At 49.6% G+C, this 21354-nt stretch carries 12 protein-coding genes, 11 tRNA genes and 2 rRNA genes; all 25 read left to right on the top strand.

What is annotated here, in order from left to right; all coding sequences use genetic code 11:
- Positions 1–376: ribosomal RNA gene (locus RW092_RS12275) — 23S ribosomal RNA — on the top strand; the annotation flags it as partial.
- 123 nt (positions 377–499) lie between these two features.
- A 5S ribosomal RNA gene (gene rrf, locus RW092_RS12270) occupies positions 500–616 on the top strand.
- A gap of 5 nt (positions 617–621) precedes the next feature.
- Positions 622–697 (top strand) — tRNA-Asn (locus tag RW092_RS12265).
- Positions 698–700: 3 nt separating this feature from the next.
- Positions 701–773, top strand: a tRNA-Thr gene (locus tag RW092_RS12260).
- An 11-nt stretch (positions 774–784) separates the two neighbouring features.
- Positions 785–859: transfer RNA gene (locus RW092_RS12255), tRNA-Glu, on the top strand.
- Between the two features lie 29 nt (positions 860–888).
- Positions 889–964, top strand: a tRNA-Val gene (locus tag RW092_RS12250).
- A 7-nt stretch (positions 965–971) separates the two neighbouring features.
- Positions 972–1046: transfer RNA gene (locus RW092_RS12245), tRNA-Gln, on the top strand.
- Between the two features lie 13 nt (positions 1047–1059).
- Positions 1060–1135 (top strand) — tRNA-Lys (locus RW092_RS12240).
- A 9-nt stretch (positions 1136–1144) separates the two neighbouring features.
- Positions 1145–1228 (top strand) — tRNA-Leu (locus RW092_RS12235).
- 7 nt (positions 1229–1235) lie between these two features.
- A tRNA-Gly gene (locus RW092_RS12230) sits at positions 1236–1310 on the top strand.
- A 9-nt stretch (positions 1311–1319) separates the two neighbouring features.
- Positions 1320–1396 (top strand) — tRNA-Arg (locus RW092_RS12225).
- Between the two features lie 30 nt (positions 1397–1426).
- Positions 1427–1503: transfer RNA gene (locus RW092_RS12220), tRNA-Pro, on the top strand.
- 12 nt (positions 1504–1515) lie between these two features.
- Positions 1516–1589, top strand: a tRNA-Gly gene (locus RW092_RS12215).
- Between the two features lie 336 nt (positions 1590–1925).
- Positions 1926–4727 carry a phosphoenolpyruvate carboxylase gene (gene ppc, locus RW092_RS12210; RefSeq protein WP_316010331.1) on the top strand — a complete coding sequence of 934 codons (2802 nt, stop codon included), beginning with the start codon at positions 1926–1928 and terminating at the stop codon, positions 4725–4727.
- A gap of 272 nt (positions 4728–4999) precedes the next feature.
- A complete protein-coding gene (sigW, locus tag RW092_RS12205) occupies positions 5000–5575 on the top strand; it encodes an RNA polymerase sigma factor SigW (RefSeq protein WP_016310735.1) in 576 nt (191 codons plus the stop codon).
- Positions 5576–5718: 143 nt separating this feature from the next.
- Complete coding sequence (locus RW092_RS12200) at positions 5719–6339, top strand: zf-HC2 domain-containing protein (RefSeq protein ID WP_316010330.1); 621 nt, start codon at positions 5719–5721, stop codon at positions 6337–6339.
- A 252-nt stretch (positions 6340–6591) separates the two neighbouring features.
- A complete protein-coding gene (gene cdaA, locus RW092_RS12195) occupies positions 6592–7422 on the top strand; it encodes a diadenylate cyclase CdaA (RefSeq protein WP_316010329.1) in 831 nt (276 codons plus the stop codon).
- Positions 7415–8785, top strand: a complete 1371-nt coding sequence (locus RW092_RS12190) for a CdaR family protein (RefSeq protein ID WP_316010328.1) — start codon at positions 7415–7417, stop codon at positions 8783–8785. The genes cdaA and RW092_RS12190 overlap by 8 nt, the downstream gene beginning before the upstream one ends.
- Before the next feature lie 99 nt (positions 8786–8884).
- Positions 8885–10225 carry a phosphoglucosamine mutase gene (glmM, locus tag RW092_RS12185; protein ID WP_316010327.1) on the top strand — a complete coding sequence of 447 codons (1341 nt, stop codon included), beginning with the start codon at positions 8885–8887 and terminating at the stop codon, positions 10223–10225.
- A 570-nt stretch (positions 10226–10795) separates the two neighbouring features.
- Positions 10796–11017, top strand: a complete 222-nt coding sequence (locus RW092_RS12180) for a hypothetical protein (protein ID WP_167669284.1) — start codon at positions 10796–10798, stop codon at positions 11015–11017.
- 202 nt (positions 11018–11219) lie between these two features.
- The gene (glmS, locus tag RW092_RS12175; RefSeq protein ID WP_028540187.1) at positions 11220–13052 is read left to right on the top strand and encodes a glutamine--fructose-6-phosphate transaminase (isomerizing); all 1833 of its coding nucleotides are present in this window, start codon (positions 11220–11222) and stop codon (positions 13050–13052) included.
- A gap of 674 nt (positions 13053–13726) precedes the next feature.
- A complete protein-coding gene (locus RW092_RS12170; protein WP_316010326.1) occupies positions 13727–15235 on the top strand; it encodes a restriction endonuclease subunit S in 1509 nt (502 codons plus the stop codon).
- 15 nt (positions 15236–15250) lie between these two features.
- Positions 15251–16774, top strand: a complete 1524-nt coding sequence (locus RW092_RS12165; RefSeq protein WP_316010325.1) for a class I SAM-dependent DNA methyltransferase — start codon at positions 15251–15253, stop codon at positions 16772–16774.
- Positions 16764–18122 (top strand): restriction endonuclease subunit S, encoded by a 1359-nt coding sequence (locus RW092_RS12160; RefSeq protein ID WP_316010324.1) that lies wholly within the window; start codon positions 16764–16766, stop codon positions 18120–18122. Before RW092_RS12165 ends, RW092_RS12160 begins: the two co-directional genes overlap by 11 nt.
- Positions 18123–18139: 17 nt before the next feature.
- Positions 18140–21277 carry a type I restriction endonuclease subunit R gene (locus RW092_RS12155; protein WP_316010323.1) on the top strand — a complete coding sequence of 1046 codons (3138 nt, stop codon included), beginning with the start codon at positions 18140–18142 and terminating at the stop codon, positions 21275–21277.
- Positions 21278–21354: the final 77 nt, after the last annotated feature.

Raw genomic sequence — 21354 nt, 5'->3', positions numbered from 1 at the left:
GCATCCTGGGGCTGAAGTAGGTCCCAAGGGTTGGGCTGTTCGCCCATTAAAGCGGTACGCGAGCTGGGTTCAGAACGTCGTGAGACAGTTCGGTCCCTATCTGTCGTGGGCGTAGGAAATTTGAGAGGAGCTGTCCTTAGTACGAGAGGACCGGGATGGACGCACCGCTGGTGCACCAGTTGTTCCGCCAGGAGCACAGCTGGGTAGCTAAGTGCGGACGGGATAAGCGCTGAAAGCATCTAAGCGTGAAGCCCCCCTCAAGATGAGATTTCCCAATTCGTAAGACCCCTTGAAGACGACAAGGTTGATAGGCCTGAGGTGGAAGTGCAGCAATGCATGGAGCTGACAGGTACTAATCGGTCGAGGGCTTATCCAAAAAAACTCTACCCACCAAAGTGACGTGAAGCTTCGATGCTTAGTCCGAATACTTTGGCGGGGCCCGGAAAGGCAAACGCAGATTTGTTTCGTATCCAGTTTTCAAGGATTAAACCTTGAATTGTTTGGTGGTAATGGCGGAGGGGTTCCACTCGTTCCCATCCCGAACACGACCGTTAAGCCCTCCAGCGCCGATGGTACTTGGACCGAAGGGTCCTGGGAGAGTAGGACGCTGCCAAGCAATGTTCCCCGATAGCTCAGTCGGTAGAGCACTCGACTGTTAATCGAGTTGTCACAGGTTCGAGTCCTGTTCGGGGAGCCATAAGCTCTCATAGCTCAGTAGGTAGAGTGCATCCATGGTAAGGATGAGGTCACCGGTTCGATCCCGGTTGAGAGCTTCTCTACATATGGCCCGTTGGTCAAGGGGTTAAGACACCTCCCTTTCACGGAGGTAACAGGGGTTCGAATCCCCTACGGGTCACCATCTTCTTTCTTAAGTAGTCCCAGATATATGGAGGCTTAGCTCAGCTGGGAGAGCATCTGCCTTACAAGCAGAGGGTCGGGGGTTCGATCCCCTCAGCCTCCACCATAAATATTGGGGATTAGCCAAGCGGTAAGGCAACGGACTTTGACTCCGTCATGCATAGGTTCGAATCCTATATCCCCAGCCATCTTTCTTAGTAAGAGCCATTAGCTCAGTTGGTAGAGCACCTGACTTTTAATCAGGGTGTCGAAGGTTCGAGTCCTTCATGGCTCACCAGTTTTCCTTGCGCGTGTGGCGGAATTGGCAGACGCACTAGACTTAGGATCTAGCGTCTTTGACGTGGGGGTTCAAGTCCCTCCACGCGCACCATCTTTGCGCGGACGTGGCTCAGCGGTAGAGCATCGCCTTGCCAAGGCGAGGGTCGCGGGTTCGATTCCCGTCGTCCGCTCCATCTTAATACGCGCCCTTAGCTCAGCTGGATAGAGCGTTTGACTACGAATCAAAAGGTCAGGAGTTCGAATCTCTTAGGGCGCGCCACTTTTTCAATTTCATATTTCACCTTAATGACGGGATGTAGCTCAGCTTGGTAGAGCACCTGGTTTGGGACCAGGGGGTCGCATGTTCGAATCGTGTCATCCCGACCATCTCTTTAAGGTGCGGGTGTAGTTCAATGGTAGAACTCCAGCCTTCCAAGCTGGTAGCGTGGGTTCGATTCCCATCACCCGCTCCATACATAACAGCAACATCATCGGATAAGATGATGTTTTTTGTTATAATCTTATCCTTATTACCATTGCGGCCTTCCTCTGGGTATAAAAGTTTTCTATCAACCTGTTATACCCTTGCGTTTTACTGCTTTACCGTGTTAAGGTAAGTAAAGTTGCAAAACGGAATCGAATCTACAGTCATGGTGTCCAAGAATTTCTTACAAATTAAGTGAAGATTTTCAGGGCAGTTTGTTGTATGATGTTAGGAAACGCGTGGCGCACGTCATTAGGTCTAACCGACAAAGATCATGACCATGCTGAATAGAGTATGCAGCATTGGGATGAAAAGGGGGAGAAACATGACAGAGTTAACGGTTACCGCAGGTAAAGGCAACTCGAATAACCTGCTTCGGCGCGACATTCGTTTTTTGGGCAATATTCTAGGAGAGGTCCTGGTGCATCAGGGCGGCAATGAGCTCTTGGATATTGTCGAGAAGATACGTGAAGCCAGTAAATCCCTGCGGGCTGTATTTTTACCGGAGTTACATGAAGAGTTTAAGGGAATGATCAATTCTTTAGAACCCGGCATCCGTCATCAGGTGATCCGTGCATTTGCGATCTATTTTCAATTAGTCAATATCGCGGAGCAGAACCACCGCATTCGCCGGAAACGCGATTATGAGCGTTCTGCAGGGGAAGAGGTTCAGAGCGGTACGATCGAGGCTGCTGTCCGCGATTTAAAGGAACAGGGCTTTAGTTATAGCGAAGCTCAGGAACTCCTAAGCGGCATGTCTCTGGAGCTGGTCATGACTGCCCATCCAACGGAAGCGATGCGCCGTGCGATTCTGGACATCCACAAACGGATCGCTGACGATGTCATGCAGTTGGATAACCCTACGCTGACCTTCCGCGAACGAGAGCAGTTGCGGGAGAAGCTGCTTAACGAGGTCATTACCCTTTGGCAGACCGATGAACTGCGTGATCGTAAACCTACGGTACTGGATGAGGTTCGAAATGGGATGTACTATTTCCACGAAACCTTATTCCACGTGCTGCCTGAGGTTTATCAAGAACTGGAACGCTGCCTGACGAAATACTATCCAGAGCATTACTGGCACGTTCCAACGTACTTGCGCTTCGGCTCTTGGATCGGTGGTGACCGGGACGGGAATCCTTCGGTAACCTCTGACGTGACCTGGGAGACTCTGCGGATGCAACGTAAACTGGCGGTGCGCGAATATCAGCGGATTTTGTCCGATTTGTTCAAGCATCTTAGCTTCAGCACCTCGATCGTGGACGTTACGGACGAGCTGATGGCTTCCATTCAGCGGGATCGCCTGCAGGTGACGTTGCGCAAAACGCCGCAATGGAACAACGAGAAAGAACCTTACCGCGTTAAGCTGACGTATATGACGGAGAAGCTGCACAATGTTCTGGACGATAACACCAAGGATACGCCAGAACGTTATCCAAACGTAGAGGCTTTTATCCAGGATTTGAAGATCATCGACCGCAGCTTGCGTCATCACTACGCAGACTATGTCGCAGATACGCATATTAAGAAGCTGATTCGTCAAGCGGAGTTGTTTGGCTTCCATACCGCGACGCTGGATATCCGTCAGCACAGTAAAGAGCATGAGAACGCCATGACGGAAATTTTGGCGAAAATGAATATTGTGGAGAATTATGCCGAACTGGAGGAGCAAGAGAAGATTCAACTGCTGGAACGGTTGTTAAACGACCCGCGTCCATTAACTTCTCCATATCAGGATTATTCGGAAAGCACCAAAGAATGTCTGGATGTATATCGTACGGTGTATCTGGCACAAAAAGAATACGGCACACAGTGTATCACCAGTTACCTGATTAGTATGACAGAGGCGGCCAGCGATATCCTCGAGGTCATGGTCTTCGCGAAAGAAGTAGGCTTGTTCCGTAAGGAAGCGGACGGCACCGTCGTCTGTACGCTTCAATCGGTTCCGCTGTTTGAAACGATTGACGATCTGCATGCCGCACCAGGCATTATGCGGCAGCTGTTCAGCATGCCGATTTACCGCGAGTCGGTGGCGGCGATGAACGATCTTCAGGAGATTATGCTCGGCTACTCCGATAGTAATAAAGACGGCGGCGTAGTTACAGCCAACTGGGAGCTGCGCGTTGCCTTGAAGCAAATTACGGCGGCGGCCAATGAGTTTGGCGTGAAGCTGAAATTTTTCCACGGTCGTGGGGGCGCGCTGGGTCGTGGCGGTATGCCGCTTAACCGCAGCATCCTCGTGCAACCGCCGGAGACCATCGGCGGCGGTATCAAGATCACGGAGCAAGGCGAAGTGATTTCGTCACGCTACTCCTTGCGTGGTATTGCGTACCGCAGCTTGGAGCAAGCGACTTCGGCGCTGATCACCGCAGCGATTCAAGCGAAGCTGCATCAAGACCAAGGACCAAGCGCAGAAGAACAACGCTGGGAAGAGATCATGAGCGGGATTTCCGAGACATCGCTTCATAAATATCAGGACCTGGTCTTCCGCGATCCGGATTTCTTGAAGTTCTTCCGTGAGTCTACGCCATTGGTTGAGGTGGGTGAGCTGAATATCGGCTCCCGTCCGTCCAAGCGGAAGAACAGTGATCGGTTTGAGGATTTGCGGGCGATCCCTTGGGTATTTGCCTGGACGCAAAGCCGGTATTTGTTCCCGGCTTGGTATGCAGCTGGAACCGGCCTATATCATTTCTATCAAAATAATGAAGAAAACCTCAAGGTTCTTCAGGATATGTATCAGAACTTCTCGTTCTTCCGTACGGTGATCGATACCTTGCAATTTGCGTTGAGTAAAGCAGACCTCGTCATCGCGAAGGAATACGCTCAAATGTGCAAGGATGATACTGTGAGAGAGCGGATCCTGGGGAAAATTGAAGAGGAATTCCATTTGACGCGGGAAATGGTGCTGAAGATTTGCGGAATTTCAGAAATCTTCGACAATCTCCCAGGCCTGCAAGAATCGATCCGTTTACGTAATCCTTATGTGGATCCCCTGAGCTATTTACAGGTGCAGTTGTTAACGGAATTGCGCTCTGCGCGTGAACAAGGGCAGGATGATGCTGAACTGTTACGTGAAGTGCTGCTTACGATTAACGGGATTGCTGCTGGACTCCGGAATACGGGCTGATCCTTTATTGGTCCATATAACCATGCTAAGCCGGACCTTCTTAAAGAAGGTCCGGCTTTTTTGCTGTTGACTTAGCTGGATGTATTGCATTTTGAGATAAGTTGCTTTAACATTTGAATGAAGTGCCGACGACTGGAAGTACCCTTTCAAGGATGCAATGGTCAGGATTCGGATCGAGAACGACCTCTTGCATTTGCCTTAGCCAAAGGGACGAATAGCCGGACAGGCAGGGTACAAGTACCTGAGCCCTTCCAACCGATTTGGGGGAAAATATGGTGGTGGAACATTTCGATGCAAGACTGGTGAAGCTGGCCCGGAAAGGGGACCAGGGAGCCTTCGCTGAACTTGTTGATTTATATAAGGATAAGCTATATCATCTTGGATACCGGATGCTGTCTAACCGGCACGAAGCGGAAGATGTTGTGCAGGAGACGTTCTTGAGGGTACATAAAAACTGGAACCGCTACGACGATAAACAGAAGTTCTCAACCTGGATTTACCGGATTGCGACGAACTTGTGTATTGACCGACTGCGTAAGCGGAAACCAAGTTATTACCTGGACGCGGAGATGAACGATCAGGATGGCTTGGATGGATACACTCTGATTCCTGGGGATGAACGGACACCGGAAACGGAATACTTGCTGTCCGAAACGCAGCAAACGATTCATCAAGCGATCGAAGGCTTGCCTGCTAAATATAAGTCGGTGATCGTGCTCCGTTATTTGCAGGAACTTTCTCTGCAAGAAATCAGCGAGGTTTTGGATATGCCGGTGACTACGGTGAAGACGCGGGTTCACCGCGGACGCGAATTTTTGCGTAAAAAGCTGGAGCATAAAATGCTCTAAAATATGGGCTGTGCCTGGGGAATTATTTTTTGAAACGAATTCTGTACCATTACGTATTGTAAGGTAGGATGTAGGACGACTATGATCTTAGCCGTGCCTTCCGCATTTCGCATAGATTGATACTACTGAAAGGATTGGCTGATATGGAATGCAAACATGCCTCATCTATGATGCATGATTACCTGGACGGCGAATTAAGCCGCGACCAAGCCGAACGGCTGAAGCAGCATCTCGACGAGTGTCCGGATTGCCTCAAGGAATTCAGGGAATTGGAACGGACCGAAATGATGTTGTTTGCCACCATCAAGCAGCATAGTAACGTCTCGGCTCCTGATGAACTGGTGAACCGAATCATCAGTCAGATTCCAAGTCAACCCAAACAGCAGGCATGGATCCAGTGGATCAAACGCCATCCGGCGTTGACCGCGGCGGCCATGTTCTTGCTGGTGATGTTGTTCAGCGCGGTATCGATTTGGGATAGCGACGATCAGCTGGTCGTAAAAGGAGCGGGCCTGGATCAAGTCATCATTCAAGGCGATACGGTCACGGTTCCAAGTGACGCTGTCATTGCCGGGAACTTAACCATTGAGAACGGGAAAGCTGAAATCTATGGTGAAGTTCAAGGCAACCTCACCGTGATTGATGGCTCCTATTACCAAGCCTCCACGGCGCATATTTCAGGCGAAGTGAAACAGATCGATCAAGCGCTGGACTGGATCTGGTACCGGATCATCAATACGTTTACGGAAGTCGCCTATAGGTGATTGTAAGGCGATATGGAATGTTTTGGGCGCCTTTCCTTTGGGAAACGACGCTTTTTATTTTTGTATATATAGGTAAATTTTAGTAATCGTTACGAAATGAACCTATTTTTGCTGGGCGCTTGCATCTGACATGTGAACGTTATAACCTAGTATTTAGGGGAAACTTAAAGAGACAGGCGTGAATGAAGCTGTACATATTGATTCCTTGTTGGCGGGCCAAACGTCCGCAAGGATCTTTCCGGGGGTCGCAGCATGAACTATTTTATGAATTTGACTTGGCAGGATACCATTAAGGATGTCATCGATATCCTGATTGTTACCTATATAATATATCACATGATTTTGCTTGTCCGCGGAACGCGGGCTGTTCATCTGCTCAAGGGGATTTTGGTTCTGGTATTTATTTGGGCCGTAAGTACCTGGTTCGACTTGTATACGCTGAAATGGCTGATGAACCAAATGTTTACGTTTGGTGTGCTGGCGATCTTCATTATTTTCCAACCGGAGCTTCGACGGGCACTGGAGCAGCTTGGCCGAGGCAAGCTGTTTGGGCGGAACAGCGGGGACGAGGAAGAGTTTGGCAAGCAGATCGGTGAGATTATTAAAGCCGTCAATTATTTATCGCGCAGAAAGATTGGGGCTCTAATCGTGTTTGAACGCGATACGGGGTTAAATGAATATACCGAATCGGGAATTCCGATGCAGTCGATCATTTCTTCACAGCTGTTGATCAATATCTTTATCCCCAATACCCCGCTCCATGATGGAGCCGTGATTATTCAAGGCCAACGGATCTCTGCGGCTGCCTGTTATTTGCCGTTGTCGGAGAATCCATTCATCAGTAAGGAGTTGGGTACAAGACACCGGGCAGCGATCGGAATTAGTGAGGTCGGCGATGCGGTCTCGATCGTTGTGTCCGAGGAGACGGGGCAAATTTCACTTGCGATCGACGGACAGGTCGTCCGAGACATTAACGAGGAGTCGTTGATTTCCAAGCTGTATGCGGAATTAGGTCCGAATTCGCGCACCAAAGACAAGCGCAGCCCGTTCCGAAGACGGAAGGAGGCCGTCAAAAATGGATAAATGGCTGACTCACAACAATTTTGCTAAGGTCCTTGCGCTAGTGTTTAGTATCATGTTGTGGGCGATGGTTCATTTGGACAGCGGAACTCCCGTAGACTCCACCACCTTGGCGCAGTCGCGTTATATCGACAATGTCAAAATCGAAGTGACCGGATTTGACGAGGACAAATACGTTTTGTACGATCTGGATCCCAGCACCGTGCGTATGGAAGTGAAGGGGAAACGGATCGATTTGACGACGAATTTCTCAGATTATAAGGCGAGGCTAAATTTGGAAAATCTGGGACCAGGGACATTTACCCTACCTCTAACCCATGAGCTTCCTCCTGGAGTCCAACTGGTCTCCATGGAACCTTCTATCGTGAAGGTGACGATTGAAGCGAAGGAAACCCGGACGATTCCTGTGACCATCGTCACGAAGGGGGAACCGGCCGACGGATTAGTACTTGGGACGCCTATTGTTGCCGGGAGCGGCACCGTTGATGTGACCCTGCCTGCGAGTGAGGCGCAAGAGCTGAGTAAAGTCGAGGGTACGGTGGATGTGACGGGATTGAAGGAATCCGTTAAAGGCAAAAGCGTCAAACTGACAGCATATGATAAGCAAGGGATACCTATGGAGAATGCGAAGATATCGCCTAGTTCCGTGGATGTAGATATCCCCATCAATAAGCTATACAAAAATGTACCCATCGAAATACGTAAAACCGGACAATTACCATCCGGATATATCTTAACTGATATAGAGGTTGATGTAGAGGGCGTCGTTCTATACGGTTCAAAGGAAGCGTTGGAGGGTATATCCTCCTATCCGCTGACGGTCGATCTGAGCCGTTATAACGGTTCGAATGAGACTAAATACGTGGTGGACTTGACTCCTCCGGAAGGTTTTGAGAAAATCGAGCCGAGCTCTGCCACGATCACATTGCATGTGATTCCCGGGGGGCAGAAGCAGCTGGACGACATTCCAATCACGTTGAAAAATGTCGGATCCATGTACGATGTCAAATGGATTCGGCCAACGGAACCAAGCTTGAGTCTGAACGTGATTGGGGTCAGCGCGGTGTTGGACGCGCTCCAACCGGAGAATGTTCAGTTGACCGCTGATCTCGCACATCTGGGGGCGGGGACGCATACGGTCCCGATTGAGATTCATTTACCTGAGGGCGTGGCGTTGGCCGACCCGAACACTTCCTTGTCCGTGGACGTGGAGCTAACGGAGAAAGGCAACCCAACCTCCGGTGTTCCTGTGGAGTCAGACGGTACACAAAGCCCGTCCGGTAATGGATCTTCGCATGGATCGCCACCTCATCAGGAGGATGGGGGCAATGTGACAGAGGACGAGACCTCAGGGAACGGCACGTGACATAAACATAAGCAGACAACGACGAGGATAGACCGGTCAGACGCCTTCTGGGAGATGAGAGAACGGTGCGGCACTGGCAAATATTGAAGGAGTGAAATCATGGGGAAGTATTTTGGAACGGATGGCGTAAGAGGAATTGCGAATAAAGAATTGACAGCAGAATTGGCGTACCAGATCGGTCGCTGCGGCGGTTATGTGCTTGCAGGCCAGGTACCTAAGCCGAAGGTTGTCATTGGTATGGACACGCGTATTTCCGGCGTGATGCTGGAATCTGCGTTGGTGGCGGGGTTGTTGTCGATTGGCGCCGATGTGATTCGGCTTGGCGTCGTGACGACACCTGCGGTTGCTTATCTCACCCGCTTGCTTAAAGCGGACGCAGGCGTCATGATTTCCGCATCCCACAATCCGGTAGAGGATAACGGGATCAAGTTCTTTGGCAGTGACGGCTTTAAGTTGTCGGACGAAACGGAGCTGCAGATCGAAGAACTGCTCGACAAAGCGGTCGACGAGTTGCCGCGGCCAATTGGTGGCGACTTGGGATCCGTGACGGTGGACAATGATTCGAAGCTGAAGTACCTCGAACATTTGAAAACGACGATCAACTCCTCGTTTAAAGGGCTGAAGGTGGTGCTGGACTGCGCAAACGGGGCGGCTTATGAGCTGGCACCAAGATTATTCCGCGAGCTGGGAGCTGAAGTGCATACGCTGGCCGCTGAGCCTAACGGCCTGAACATTAACGATCACTGCGGTTCCACGCATCCAGAGCGGCTGAAGGAAGAAGTCGTTCGACTTGGCGCGCATGTCGGGCTTGCTTTTGACGGCGACGCGGACCGGTTGATTGCGATTGACGAGTTAGGCCAAGAAGTGGATGGCGACTATATCCTGTGCATCTGCGGCGATGCGATGAACAGAGCGGGCAAGCTGAAGGACAGCACCGTTGTTTCGACGGTAATGAGTAACTTTGGCTTCTACAAAGCCGCCAAGAAATTGGGACTGGCTACTCAGCAAACCGCAGTGGGCGACCGCTATGTTATGGCGGAAATGTTGCGCGGCGGCTATAATCTAGGCGGGGAGCAGTCCGGTCACGTGATTTTCCTTGACTACAATACAACGGGGGACGGTATTCTGACGGCGATTCAACTGGTCGATACGATGCTGGCTTCCGGCAAGCCGCTTAGCGAGCTGAAGAAGGTCATGAAGCAATATCCGCAGGTGTTGGTGAACGTTCGCGTACAAGACAAGAGCAAGTTCGCAGGGAACGCGGTGATTGCTGAAGCGATTGCGGAAGTAGAGCAAGAATTGGGCGATAATGGTCGTGTACTGGTTCGGCCGTCGGGAACGGAATCTCTGATCCGTGTTATGGCGGAAGGGCCGGAGAAAGCGGAGCTGGAGAAGCTGGTTGCGCAAATTGTAGAGGTTGTAGAGAAACAGTTAGTGTAACGATCGGATTATTTAACTCATGGATCTCTAGGACGTTGAGAACCGCCGGACGGGTGAGGATGCCTGTCTGGCGGTTTTTTGCTAGGGAGAGGGTGTCTGTTGGGCTCTCTTTTTGATGACTATCCCTTTGCATCAGATTGGGAAGGTGACAGGCAGCTGCAAATTAAGGGCATTCATTGCCTCCTTCGGGTGCGTACTCTTCCAGATCAAATCGCCCTGACCTGACTGAGAGGGATAATGGTGCAAAGAAGTGTGCGGAGGGGGGGGATGAAGGTCACATGGGGAATAACCCGATGGAAAAAGGAACGTGTCGTTTTTTTCTAGGCCATAAGGGTAAAAAGCACGGTTCGACGAATCAGGACAAGTTGATCATTGCCAAATCGTGTGAAGGTGCATATAATTAAGCATATTCGAGCAAAGAAAGTGAGGGTAGTAAGGTTTACCGGTTTTTAAGCGCCAGAACTTCATTGTGCGCGTTTCGTTTGGACGGATGAGGAAAGCGGCGTGATCAAGGGAACGTTGTTTGAGAGGCAGGGGCGGAAGGCTGGCCTGCAGCGACAACGGTAAGCCTTGAGGCGTGATATCGGTTCAAGCGAACGGCAAAGCGAAGTTGACGAGGTGGAGGTGTTCGGAATGTTCGGCGGGGGCCTCCCGGTGCTGCATCGCACCGTAACCGTATCGGCAAAAGGAAGGGGCGACCTTTCCCACAAACCGTGCGGGCAGATGGATAATCACATTCATAGATCGTTCATGAATGTACGTAAGCAAGTGACGCGGAAAGAGCCGCGGTAGACGGAGCAATCTGGACATTCGTGAAAAAATGGATGAAAATTGTGTAACGTTAGAGGGATGATCAATCTGGTGAGGATTGATTGGATATATTTTTTTACAATTGAATAGTTCTGTCTCGGTGTACCGCGAAAGGCTTCTTCCGTGCTTCATTTCTTACGGCCAAAAAACCATCTTGTAAGAATGAAACGGAGGATAAATGATTATGTGTGGTATTGTTGGATATATTGGGAATCGGGATACGCAGTCGGTGTTGCTTGAAGGCTTAAAGAAGCTGGAGTATCGCGGGTACGACTCTGCAGGTATTGCTGTATTTACGTCGGATGGTCTGAAGATTGCAAAATCACTCGGCCGTCTGGCGAACCTGGAATCCAAGCTGGAGGATGCACCACTTAAGGGTTCGGCCGGGATTGGTCATACCCGCTGGGCAACGCACGGCAAACCGTCTGACGTGAATTCTCATCCGCATACCGACCATACCCAGAAATTTTCGGTCGTGCATAACGGGATCGTCGAAAACTATCTGGAATTGAAGGAAGAACTGATCAGCCAAGGGTATGTCTTTGTGTCTGAAACGGATACGGAGGTCATTTCCCATCTGGTCGCTCGCGAGTATCAAGGCGATATCGTGAAGGCGGTTCAGAAGGCAATTAGTTACATGCGCGGCGCTTTTGCCCTTGGGGTGCTGACAGAGTACGAACCTGACAAACTGGTGGCTGTGCGTCAAGCTAGCCCGTTGATCATTGGTCTTGGCGAAGGCGAGAACTTTATCGGCTCCGACATCCCGGCGTTGTTGAATTATACGCGGAACGTTTATATTTTGAACGATGGCGAGATGGCGGTACTGACCAAGGATTCTGTCGAACTGATGACCATTGAAGGGAATTTTATTTCTCGGGAAATGATTCGTGTCGATTGGGACGCTGTCACCGCAGAAAAAGGCGGGTTCGATCATTTCATGCTGAAGGAGATCCACGAGCAGCCGAAGGCTTACCGGGACACGATGCTGGGTCGGATCGACGAAAGTGGACGCAAAGTCGTGTTGCCTGGCTTGAAACTGACGGACGAGAAGATCCGCAGCCTGAGAGCGATTCATATCGTTGCTTGCGGTACGGCATATAACGCCGGTCTGGTCGGCGGGTCAGCGATTGAGCAACTTGTACGCATTCCGGTGATGACCGATGTCGCTTCGGAATATCGTTATCGCTCGCCGTTGATTACACCGGATACGCTCGTGATCGTTGTCAGCCAATCGGGCGAAACGGCCGATACGCTGGCTGCACTGCGTGAAGCACAAGCGAATGGTGCCCATGTGCTGGCGATCACCAACGTGGTTGGCAGCTCGATTGCCCGCGATGCGGACGACGTCATCGCTACGCTGGCTGGTCCAGAAATCGCCGTCGCTTCGACGAAGGCGTATACGTCCCAGTTGATTGCTTTCTACCTGCTTGCTCTGTACATGGCTCAGGTTCGTGGTACGCAAAGCGAAGATCAAGTAGCTCATGTAATTGCGGCCATGCAGTCGCTGCCAGAGCAAGTGGAAAGCATGCTGGCTCAAGCCGATGTGGTGAAGGCTTATGCAGAGCAGATCGCGAGCAATGAGCATCTGTTCTTCATCGGTCGCGGTCTCGACTATTCCGTCGTGCAGGAAGGTTCGCTGAAGTTGAAGGAAATTTCCTATATTCACTCTGAAGCGTATGCTGCCGGCGAGTTGAAGCACGGTACCCTGGCACTGATTGAAGAAGGCGTTCCAGTAATCGCGCTGGCAACTCAGGAATCGGTGCTGGAGAAAACCGTCAGCAATATCAAGGAAGTCAAAGCGCGCGGCGCAGAAGTTATGGCCATCACCCACGAGGAGCATGTGCCTGACCTGTTGAAGTCGGTGGACCAAGCGCTGTCCATTCCGAAGACGCTGCCGCTGCTGACACCAGCGCTGTCCGTTGTACCGCTCCAATTGCTCGCTTACTACGCTTCCCTGGCTCGCGGCAATGACGTCGACAAGCCACGGAACTTGGCGAAGAGCGTGACAGTGGAGTAAGAGGGATTTAAGATTGGTTTGCTGTAACCATGAAATAAAGTTCTTCTAAAGCGACCTAATGCAGGTAAAGCCGTATCAAAAAGTCGAGAAAACTCAGAGTCACTCCTGAGTTTTCCTCGGCTTTTTTCATTTTTGGAGCGTGTGATCCCCAGCTAATCCTTTGTTTTTTAATTTTTCTCCAGTCTTACATCAACATCATTATCCGAATTCATCATTTCACGGGTTTTCGCATTGTTACTCCACTAGAATTCTTATATACCTCGTGTAGAAACTGGAATTTAAGATGAGGAGCTGCAAAGCTAAATTGAGCAAAGGGTCTCTCGGATTTTCGTCGTTTTTGACGATGCAACTTTACAAAAAAGAAATCCCCTAATGGGTAAATGAAAATGTCCAGATACAGTAAATTAAATTCAATCGCATTCTCGATAATTTACAATTCGGAATTTAGTATTGAAATACTTGATTTATTCGTGGTAGTATTTGGGTAGGAGTTATGTTGATCAAAAGGGACTAATCCCGAATCTTTTTGTTATAAATCTCTCGGTTGTAAAATAAACGAAGTGACCCTAATTTTTATCTTGAAAGAAGGTGATAGATTGATTGAATCGTTCTGGAATATCTGTCTGCTCCATGATATATCAACACGTGATCAGTTGCTTCGCGAAGCCATTCGAGTGAAACGGACGCAACAACTTCTGGAACAGCAACAGTTGGCCGAAACGGAGCTAATGACAGAACCTGAGAAGCTGTTTCAGTGGATGAAGGAACGAGCCTTAGACAAAGAATTAGGCCATTTTCCCGGCGATCGGGATTTATTTTATAAATTATACCATGCAGGCAAGGATATGGACTTGTTGGAATACGCCATGCTCACCATCCAACAAGATCGTGTTACAGGGAGCATTGTCGTCCATCCAGGAATCGTCGAGCGGTTTGTCGATCAGTGTGAGCGACATGGTTGCAAGAACATTCTGTTTGCAGAAGCTGAAAAGTATATCAAAGGACTCATCGAAACGAAATGTTACCATCGACCATGGACAATCACATTGTTAACGGAAAACTACATCGTAGGCAGATTGTTCAAAACGTATTTCGAGCCCTATTCCAATATCCGCATCGTTCAAGGGTCCATTTATCAGCCGCTGCCCGCAGAACATCAATTCGACGCGATCCTGGCGATGCCGAATTTTGGTATGAAGATGAACGATGACGATGTCGCGGTTCGGGAATCCGAAGGCGCAGCGGCCAGCTACCTCCTTCCACTCTTGCAAGACGGCGGGAGATTGAGCGTGACCTTTCCTGCACGGATGCTGTTTCAATCCGGCGCGATCGCCAGCTGGCGGAAGAAAATGAATGATCAGGCGCCGGTGCAAACGATCTATTCGCTTCCGGACGGCTTGTTTCGTCCCTACACTTCTATCAAGACCTATCAGGTTGACTTCGGCAAAGTGCCTGTGGAAGAGGTGATCCTCGGGCGACTCCATATGGAGAAGTCAAAGCTTGTGGGGGAACGGGAGATTACCATCCATCCGGATCGGTTCCGAGAGCTGGATCATTGGCGAATCGAACTGCTGCTGGATGAAGATCAGGATATACTTCGTTCGTTTCAGCAGGCGGCAACCCCGAAAGTGAAGTTGCGCGATGTGGCAGAAATTTTTCGGGGAAAATCGATTCTTAAGCAGGATCTAAAGCCCGGGAACATTAAGGTGCTGAATATATCCAATCTGGATGACGGCGAAGTGCTTTTGGATCAGCTTGAAACGATTGACGAGGAAGAGCGGAAAGTGAAGCGTTACGAGATTCTCCCAGGCGACTTGGTTATGACGTGCCGCGGCACCGTGAACAAGCTGGCTGTGTTTCCGGAGACCCAAGGGGTAGTCATCGCCTCCTCGAATATGATCGTGATTCGATTCAAGTCGGCAATCAAGAGCCATTTTGCCAAAATGTTTCTGGAAAGTCCGGTCGGGACGGCCCTTATTCAAAGCTTCCAGCGGGGGACGACTGTAATGAATCTGAACCCGGCGGATGTGGCAGAATTGGAATTGCCTCTGGTACCGGAAGATAAGCAGCACGAGTTAATAGAGCAATATATACGGGAAAAAGAACGATATAAAGAAGTTGTTCGGGAAGCGATGAATCGCTGGGAACAAGTGAAGAGCCAGTTATACGAGGAACTCTACTGAGGAGGAATTAGGATCATGGCAACAGCGAACATTGGATTCGAGGAAAAATTATGGAGCATGGCCGATAAACTGCGCGGCAGTATGGATGCAGCGGAGTATAAGCATGTAGTGCTTGGCCTTCTATTTCTGAAATATGTGTCGGATGCGTTTGAAGAAAAATATGAAGCATTGAAAAATGAACCGTATGCTGATCCGGAGGACCGGGACGAATACGTGGCAGAAAATATATTCTGGGTACCGAAGGAAGCGCGCTGGAGCCATATCAAGGATAACGCGAAGAAGCCGGATATCGGGCAGATCATCGACAATGCCATGATTGCCATCGAGAAGGAAAATCCGTCGCTGAAAGGCGTACTGCCGAAAGATTATGCTAGGCCAGCGCTGGATAAAACCCGCCTTGGCGAAGTAATCGACCTGTTCTCGTTCAAGGTCGGCGATGAAGAGAGCCGCTCGAAGGATGTTTTGGGTCGGGTATATGAGTACTTCCTTAGCAAATTTGCTAGCGCGGAAGGCAAGAATGGTGGCGAATTCTACACCCCGAACAGCGTTGTGCGCCTGCTCGTTGAGATGATTCAGCCGTTCAAGGGCCGCGTATACGACCCCTGCTGCGGGTCCGGCGGCATGTTCGTGCAGAGTGAGAAGTTTGTAGAGGAACATCAGGGACGCATCGGCGATATCGCGGTGTATGGGCAAGAGTCGAATCCAACAACGTGGAAGTTGTGCAAAATGAACCTCGCTATTCGCGGCATCGACGGCAATCTTGGAGAGCATCATGCGGACACGTTTCACAATGATTTACATAAAAACCTGAAGGCCGATTACATCCTGGCGAATCCGCCATTCAATATCAGCGATTGGGGCGGTGAACGGCTGACAGATGACACTCGCTGGACGTATGGGGTACCTCCCGCTGGTAACGCAAACTATGCGTGGATTCAGCATATCGTGAACAAGCTTGCGCCCAGCGGTGTTGCAGGCTTTGTACTTGCGAACGGCTCCATGTCGACAAGTACGACGGCGGAGTTTGAGATTCGCAGCAAGCTGGTTAATGCCGATCTGGTCGATTGTATCGTCACCTTGCCGGGTCAATTGTTCTATTCCACGCAAATTCCGGTTTGTCTTTGGTTCATTGCCAAAAATAAAGCGTCAAAGGGCCTTCGGGACCGCCGCGGTGAAATCCTGTTCATCGATGCCCGCAAGATGGGACATATGGTGGATCGGACACATCGCGAGTTGAGTACGGAGGATATCCGGAAGATCGCCGATACGTACCACGCATGGTGGGGACAACCGGAAGCCGGGACGTATGAGGATGTGAAAGGCTTCTGCAAAGCGGCGAAACTTGCAGAGGTACAAGAGCACGAGTATATCCTGACACCGGGGCGTTATGTAGGCATTGAAGATGTGGAAGAAGACGGAGAACCGTTCGATGATAAAATGGCGCGATTGACATCGGAACTGGCGGAGCAGTTTGCCAAGTCTAGGCAGTTGGAGGACGAAATTCGCAAGCGGCTTGGGGGGATCGGGTTTGAGTTTTAATGCAGAGCAGGATTGTTGTTTATTTAGAAAGTATAAACTTGGAGAAATCTATAATATTTCGTCGGGATTATCAAAAAGTCGCAGTGAGTTTGGGTTTGGTTATCCTTTTCTTACGTTCAAAGAGGTGTTTAATAACTATTTCCTCCCTAACAAGTTGGATAACTTGGCAAACACAACAGATAAGGAAAGGGATAAGTATTCTATAAAAAAGGGAGATATTTTTTTAACTAGAACCAGTGAAACCCAACATGAACTTGGCATGAGTTCTGTCGCCTTAAAAGATTACCCCGAGGCGACATTCAATGGATTTACAAAAAGATTAAGATTAAAACCTAGTGTAGCCGTTAAAATATATGAAAAATTCATTGGATATTATCTGCGTTCACCTAAAGTTAGAAATCAAATTACAAGTTTCTCGACACTAACAACAAGGTCTAGTTTAAATGCTTCAATGATTGAAAAAATTGAGATAGAACTTCCTGACTATGAGGATCAGATTGGGATCGCAGATTTACTATTTGTTATTGATTTAAAAATCGAACTTAACAACGCCATCAACAAAAACCTTGAAGAGATGGCCCAAGCCCTTTTTAAACGATGGTTTGTGGACTTTGAGTTTCCGAATGAAAACGGCGAACCGTATAAGTCCAGCGGCGGCGAGTTTGAGGAAAGTGAATTGGGGCTCATTCCGAAGGGGTGGAAGCAGGGGACAATTAGTGAACTTGGTGAGGTTGCCGGAGGAGCAACGCCTTCTAAGAAAAACGAAGACTTTTATACCGTTAGAGGCATTCCTTGGATCACTCCTAAAGATCTATCGAAAACTAACAACAAATATATCTCGCGCGGCGAAATAGATATTACACAGAAAGGGTTTTGCAACTCCAGTGTAAAGCTTTTACCGAAAGGGACAGTTTTATTTAGTTCGCGAGCTCCTATTGGTTATATTGCAATAGCTAAAAATGAAGTTACAACAAATCAGGGATTTAAGTCCGTTATTCCATTCAAACATGTTGGTTCAGAATTCGTCTATTATCTCTTGAAGAGTAATGTTGAGACGATTGAAAGTCGTGCATCGGGCTCAACCTTTAAGGAGATATCCGGGACAGAAATGAAGCGAGTGCCTGTTCTTATCCCTACAGAAAATGTCCTTGCGAAGTTTAATGAGATCGTTGAACCGATAGGGAGATTAACACAAAAGCGTGAAGAAGAAAATGAAGATTTAACCCAAATCCGCGACACCCTTCTCCCCAAACTGATGTCTGGCGAGATCCGTGTCCCTGTCGAGCAGGATCATAACGCTCCCGATCTGCCAATGGTTGCGGAGAGTAGCGCAATCTATCAACCCTAATCCAAAGGAGGTGCAACATGGCCTACTATACCACATCTTACACCGAAAGCGATCTGGAGCAGGCCGCGCTGGAATGGTTCGAGGAACTGAACTACGAGAAAGCTTACGGCCCGGATATCTCCCCCGAAGGCGAGTATCCCGAACGACAGTTTTACCATGACGTCATCCTGAAAGACAGGTTGCGCGATTCGCTCATTCGTATCAACAAACATGTGCCGCGGGAAGCGATAGAGGAAGCGATCAAGGTCGTTGAAGTGCCGCGCAGTCCCAGCCTGCTGATCAATAACAAGGCGTTCCAGAAGATGATTACCGATGGGATCGACGTGCAGTATCAAGCCGCCAACGGCGAATATCCGACAGAAAAAGTTTGGCTGTTCGACACCGACCCGGACCGGATCGACAACAACGACTTTCTGGTTGTCAACCAGTTTACCGTCGTCGAAAATCAGGGAGAGAAGCGCCCGGATATCGTCGTGTTCGTGAACGGATTGCCGATCGCCGTATTTGAATTGAAAAGCGCCTCCAACGAAGAAGTCGGGATCAGCGACGCCTACAATCAGGTGCAGACCTATAAAGGCGCGATACCGTCCCTGTTCACCTACAATTCGTTTCTGGTCATCAGTGACGGTGTGAATGCGCGGGTCGGCACGCTGACCGCCAATGAAGACCGGTTTATGATGTGGCGCACGATCGACGGCGATGACGTGGCGCCCTCCTCCCTGCCCCAGCTTGAAGTGCTTGTGAAAGGGATGTTCGAGAAAAGTCGGTTGCTCGACATTATCAAGCATTTCGTGCTGTTTCAGACCGATGGGGAGCATCTGTTCAAAATATTGGCGGGATACCACCAATACCATGCCACCAACAAGGCAATTGCAAGTACGGAACGTGCGACGATGGACGAAGGGGATCGCAAAATCGGCGTAATCTGGCATACGCAAGGCTCCGGTAAAAGCTTGTCCATGGTATTCTACGCTGGCAAACTCGTGCTGACGCTCAACAACCCGACGATCGTCGTGGTGACGGACCGGAACGACCTGGACGATCAGTTGTTCAGCACGTTCAGCAAGTCGAAGGACTTGCTCAGGCAAACGCCTCAGCAAGCGGAGAATCGGGCCCATCTGCGCGAACTGTTGTCGGTGGAGTCGGGCGGGATCATTTTCACAACGGTCCACAAGTTCACCCCTGATGAAAATGAAGATAAGTATCCTGTGCTTACGGAACGACGCAATGTGATTGTGATCGCAGATGAAGCCCATCGCAGCCAGTACGGGTTTCAGGCGGAAATGGTTGCCGGGGAAGACGGGGCGACAATCAAGTATGGCTATGCCAAGTATATGCGCGATGCGTTGCCGAACGCTTCCTTTATCGGTTTCACCGGAACACCGGTAGAGTTGACAGACAAAAATACGCCTGCCGTTTTTGGTGACTACATCGATATTTACGATATGACCCGAGCTGTAGAAGACGGAACGACGGTCAAAATCTATTACGAAAGTCGAATTGCCCGCCTGGAGTTGTCGGAGGCGGAGCGCCCAGTCATCGACAGCGAGTATGAGGAAATTACGGAGTATCAGGAATATACGCAGCGGGAGCGTTTGAAGTCGCGTTGGGCTCGGCTAGAAGCGTTGGCCGGTACGGAGAAGCGGGTTAAGAAAGTCGCTCAGGATGTTGTCGAACATTTCGAGCAGCGGCAGAAAGCCGGCTTCGGCAAAGCGATGATCGTTGTGATGTCGAGGCGGATTGCCATCGATATGTACAAAGCGATTGTTGCTCTCCGACCGGATTGGCATAGTGATGACGACAATGAAGGCAAGATCAAGATCGTCATGACCGGTAGTTCCAGCGATCCGGAGGAGTGGCAACCGTTTATCGGCAACAAGCGGCGCCGTGAACATCTTGCGAAACGTATGAAAGATGTGAACGATCCGCTTCAGATCGTCATTGTCCGTGACATGTGGCTGACCGGGTTTGACGTGCCGAGCATGAATACGATGTATATCGACAAGCCGATGAAAGGCCATAACCTGATGCAGGCGATCGCCCGTGTGAATCGGGTATTCCGCGACAAGCCGGGTGGTTTGATTGTCGATTACATCGGAATAGCGGATTTGCTGAAATCGGCGCTGCAACAATATACGGAAAACGACCGCAAAACTGCCGGCATCGACACGGACCAAGCCGCTGACTTTATGCTGGAAAAACTGCAACTTATCCGTGAATTGCTTCATGGGTATGACTACAGCAAATTTGCTTCGGAGAAAGCATCCGAACGGATGAAGGCCATTGTTGAGACGGTCGATTACGTACTTGGATTGGGTGAAGAGAGCAAGCGGAACTTCCTAAATTGGACGACGGAATTAGCAAGAGCCTTCTCGCTTTGCGCGACGACTCCCGCAGCTGAGGAAGTTAATCTCGAAATTAGCTTCTTCAAGGCGGTAAAATCTGGTATTATTAAGTTGATAACTGATGAGAATAGGAAGAAAACGACGAAAGAGCTCGACGCCGAGTTGAATCAGCTCATTTCGAAATCGGTCGTATCCGATGAAGTTGTCGATATTCTGGAAGCTGTAGGTTTGCAGAAACCGAACATTGCGATACTTTCGGATGAGTTTCTCGAACATGTGCGCGGGTTGAAGCAGAAAAATCTGGCTGTGGAACTTCTCCGCAGGCTGCTTCAGGGGAAAGTGAAGGCCGTTTCCCGGACCAGTATTGTGCAATCGAAGAAATTTTCTGAGATGCTGGAGGAAGCGATCCGGAAATACAACAACCGTACCATTGAGACGACTCAGGTCATCGAAGAACTGATTCAAATGGCCAAAGAAATGAACGAAGCTGTCAAGCGCGGCGAAGATCTCGGTCTGGTCAAGGAAGAACTGGCTTTTTACGAAGCTTTAGCTTCGAACGAATCGGCCAAAGAACTGATGGGCGATCTGATGCTGAAGCAGATCGCACATGAACTGACCCAAGCGATCAAAAGCAACATCAAAGTCGACTGGACGCTTCGTGAGAATGTACGGGCTCAGATGCGAATTACGGTCAAGCGGCTGTTGAAGAAGTACGGATACCCGCCGGATCTGGAAAAGATGGCAATTGATTTAGTGCTTCAGCAAGCTGAATTGATGGCGCAGGCGGAAACGGAAGAGTTTAAATATTAAATGTCAACAGGACGCAGCGTATATATTGATTGTTGCGTCCCTTTCTAAACATGCTGTACCCGATTTTACCTCAGAAT

It is taken from the genome of Paenibacillus sp. 3LSP (genome assembly GCF_032465655.1).
In the GTDB taxonomy this organism is placed as follows: Bacteria; Bacillota; Bacilli; order Paenibacillales; family Paenibacillaceae; genus Fontibacillus; species Fontibacillus barengoltzii.
Note: the sequence above shows the minus strand (reverse complement) of the source record. Positions and strands in the feature narration are given on the sequence as shown.

Bases quoted from the DNA above. Each gene is read 5' to 3' on its own strand.
- ppc (WP_316010331.1), top strand. From the start codon at position 1,926: ATGACAGAGTTAACGGTTACCGCAGGTAAAGGCAACTCGAATAACCTG.
- sigW (WP_016310735.1), top strand. From the start codon at position 5,000: ATGGTGGTGGAACATTTCGATGCAAGACTGGTGAAGCTGGCCCGGAAA.
- RW092_RS12200 (WP_316010330.1), top strand. From the start codon at position 5,719: ATGGAATGCAAACATGCCTCATCTATGATGCATGATTACCTGGACGGC.
- cdaA (WP_316010329.1), top strand. From the start codon at position 6,592: ATGAACTATTTTATGAATTTGACTTGGCAGGATACCATTAAGGATGTC.
- RW092_RS12190 (WP_316010328.1), top strand. From the start codon at position 7,415: ATGGATAAATGGCTGACTCACAACAATTTTGCTAAGGTCCTTGCGCTA.
- glmM (WP_316010327.1), top strand. From the start codon at position 8,885: ATGGGGAAGTATTTTGGAACGGATGGCGTAAGAGGAATTGCGAATAAA.
- glmS (WP_028540187.1), top strand. From the start codon at position 11,220: ATGTGTGGTATTGTTGGATATATTGGGAATCGGGATACGCAGTCGGTG.
- RW092_RS12165 (WP_316010325.1), top strand. From the start codon at position 15,251: ATGGCAACAGCGAACATTGGATTCGAGGAAAAATTATGGAGCATGGCC.
- RW092_RS12155 (WP_316010323.1), top strand. From the start codon at position 18,140: ATGGCCTACTATACCACATCTTACACCGAAAGCGATCTGGAGCAGGCC.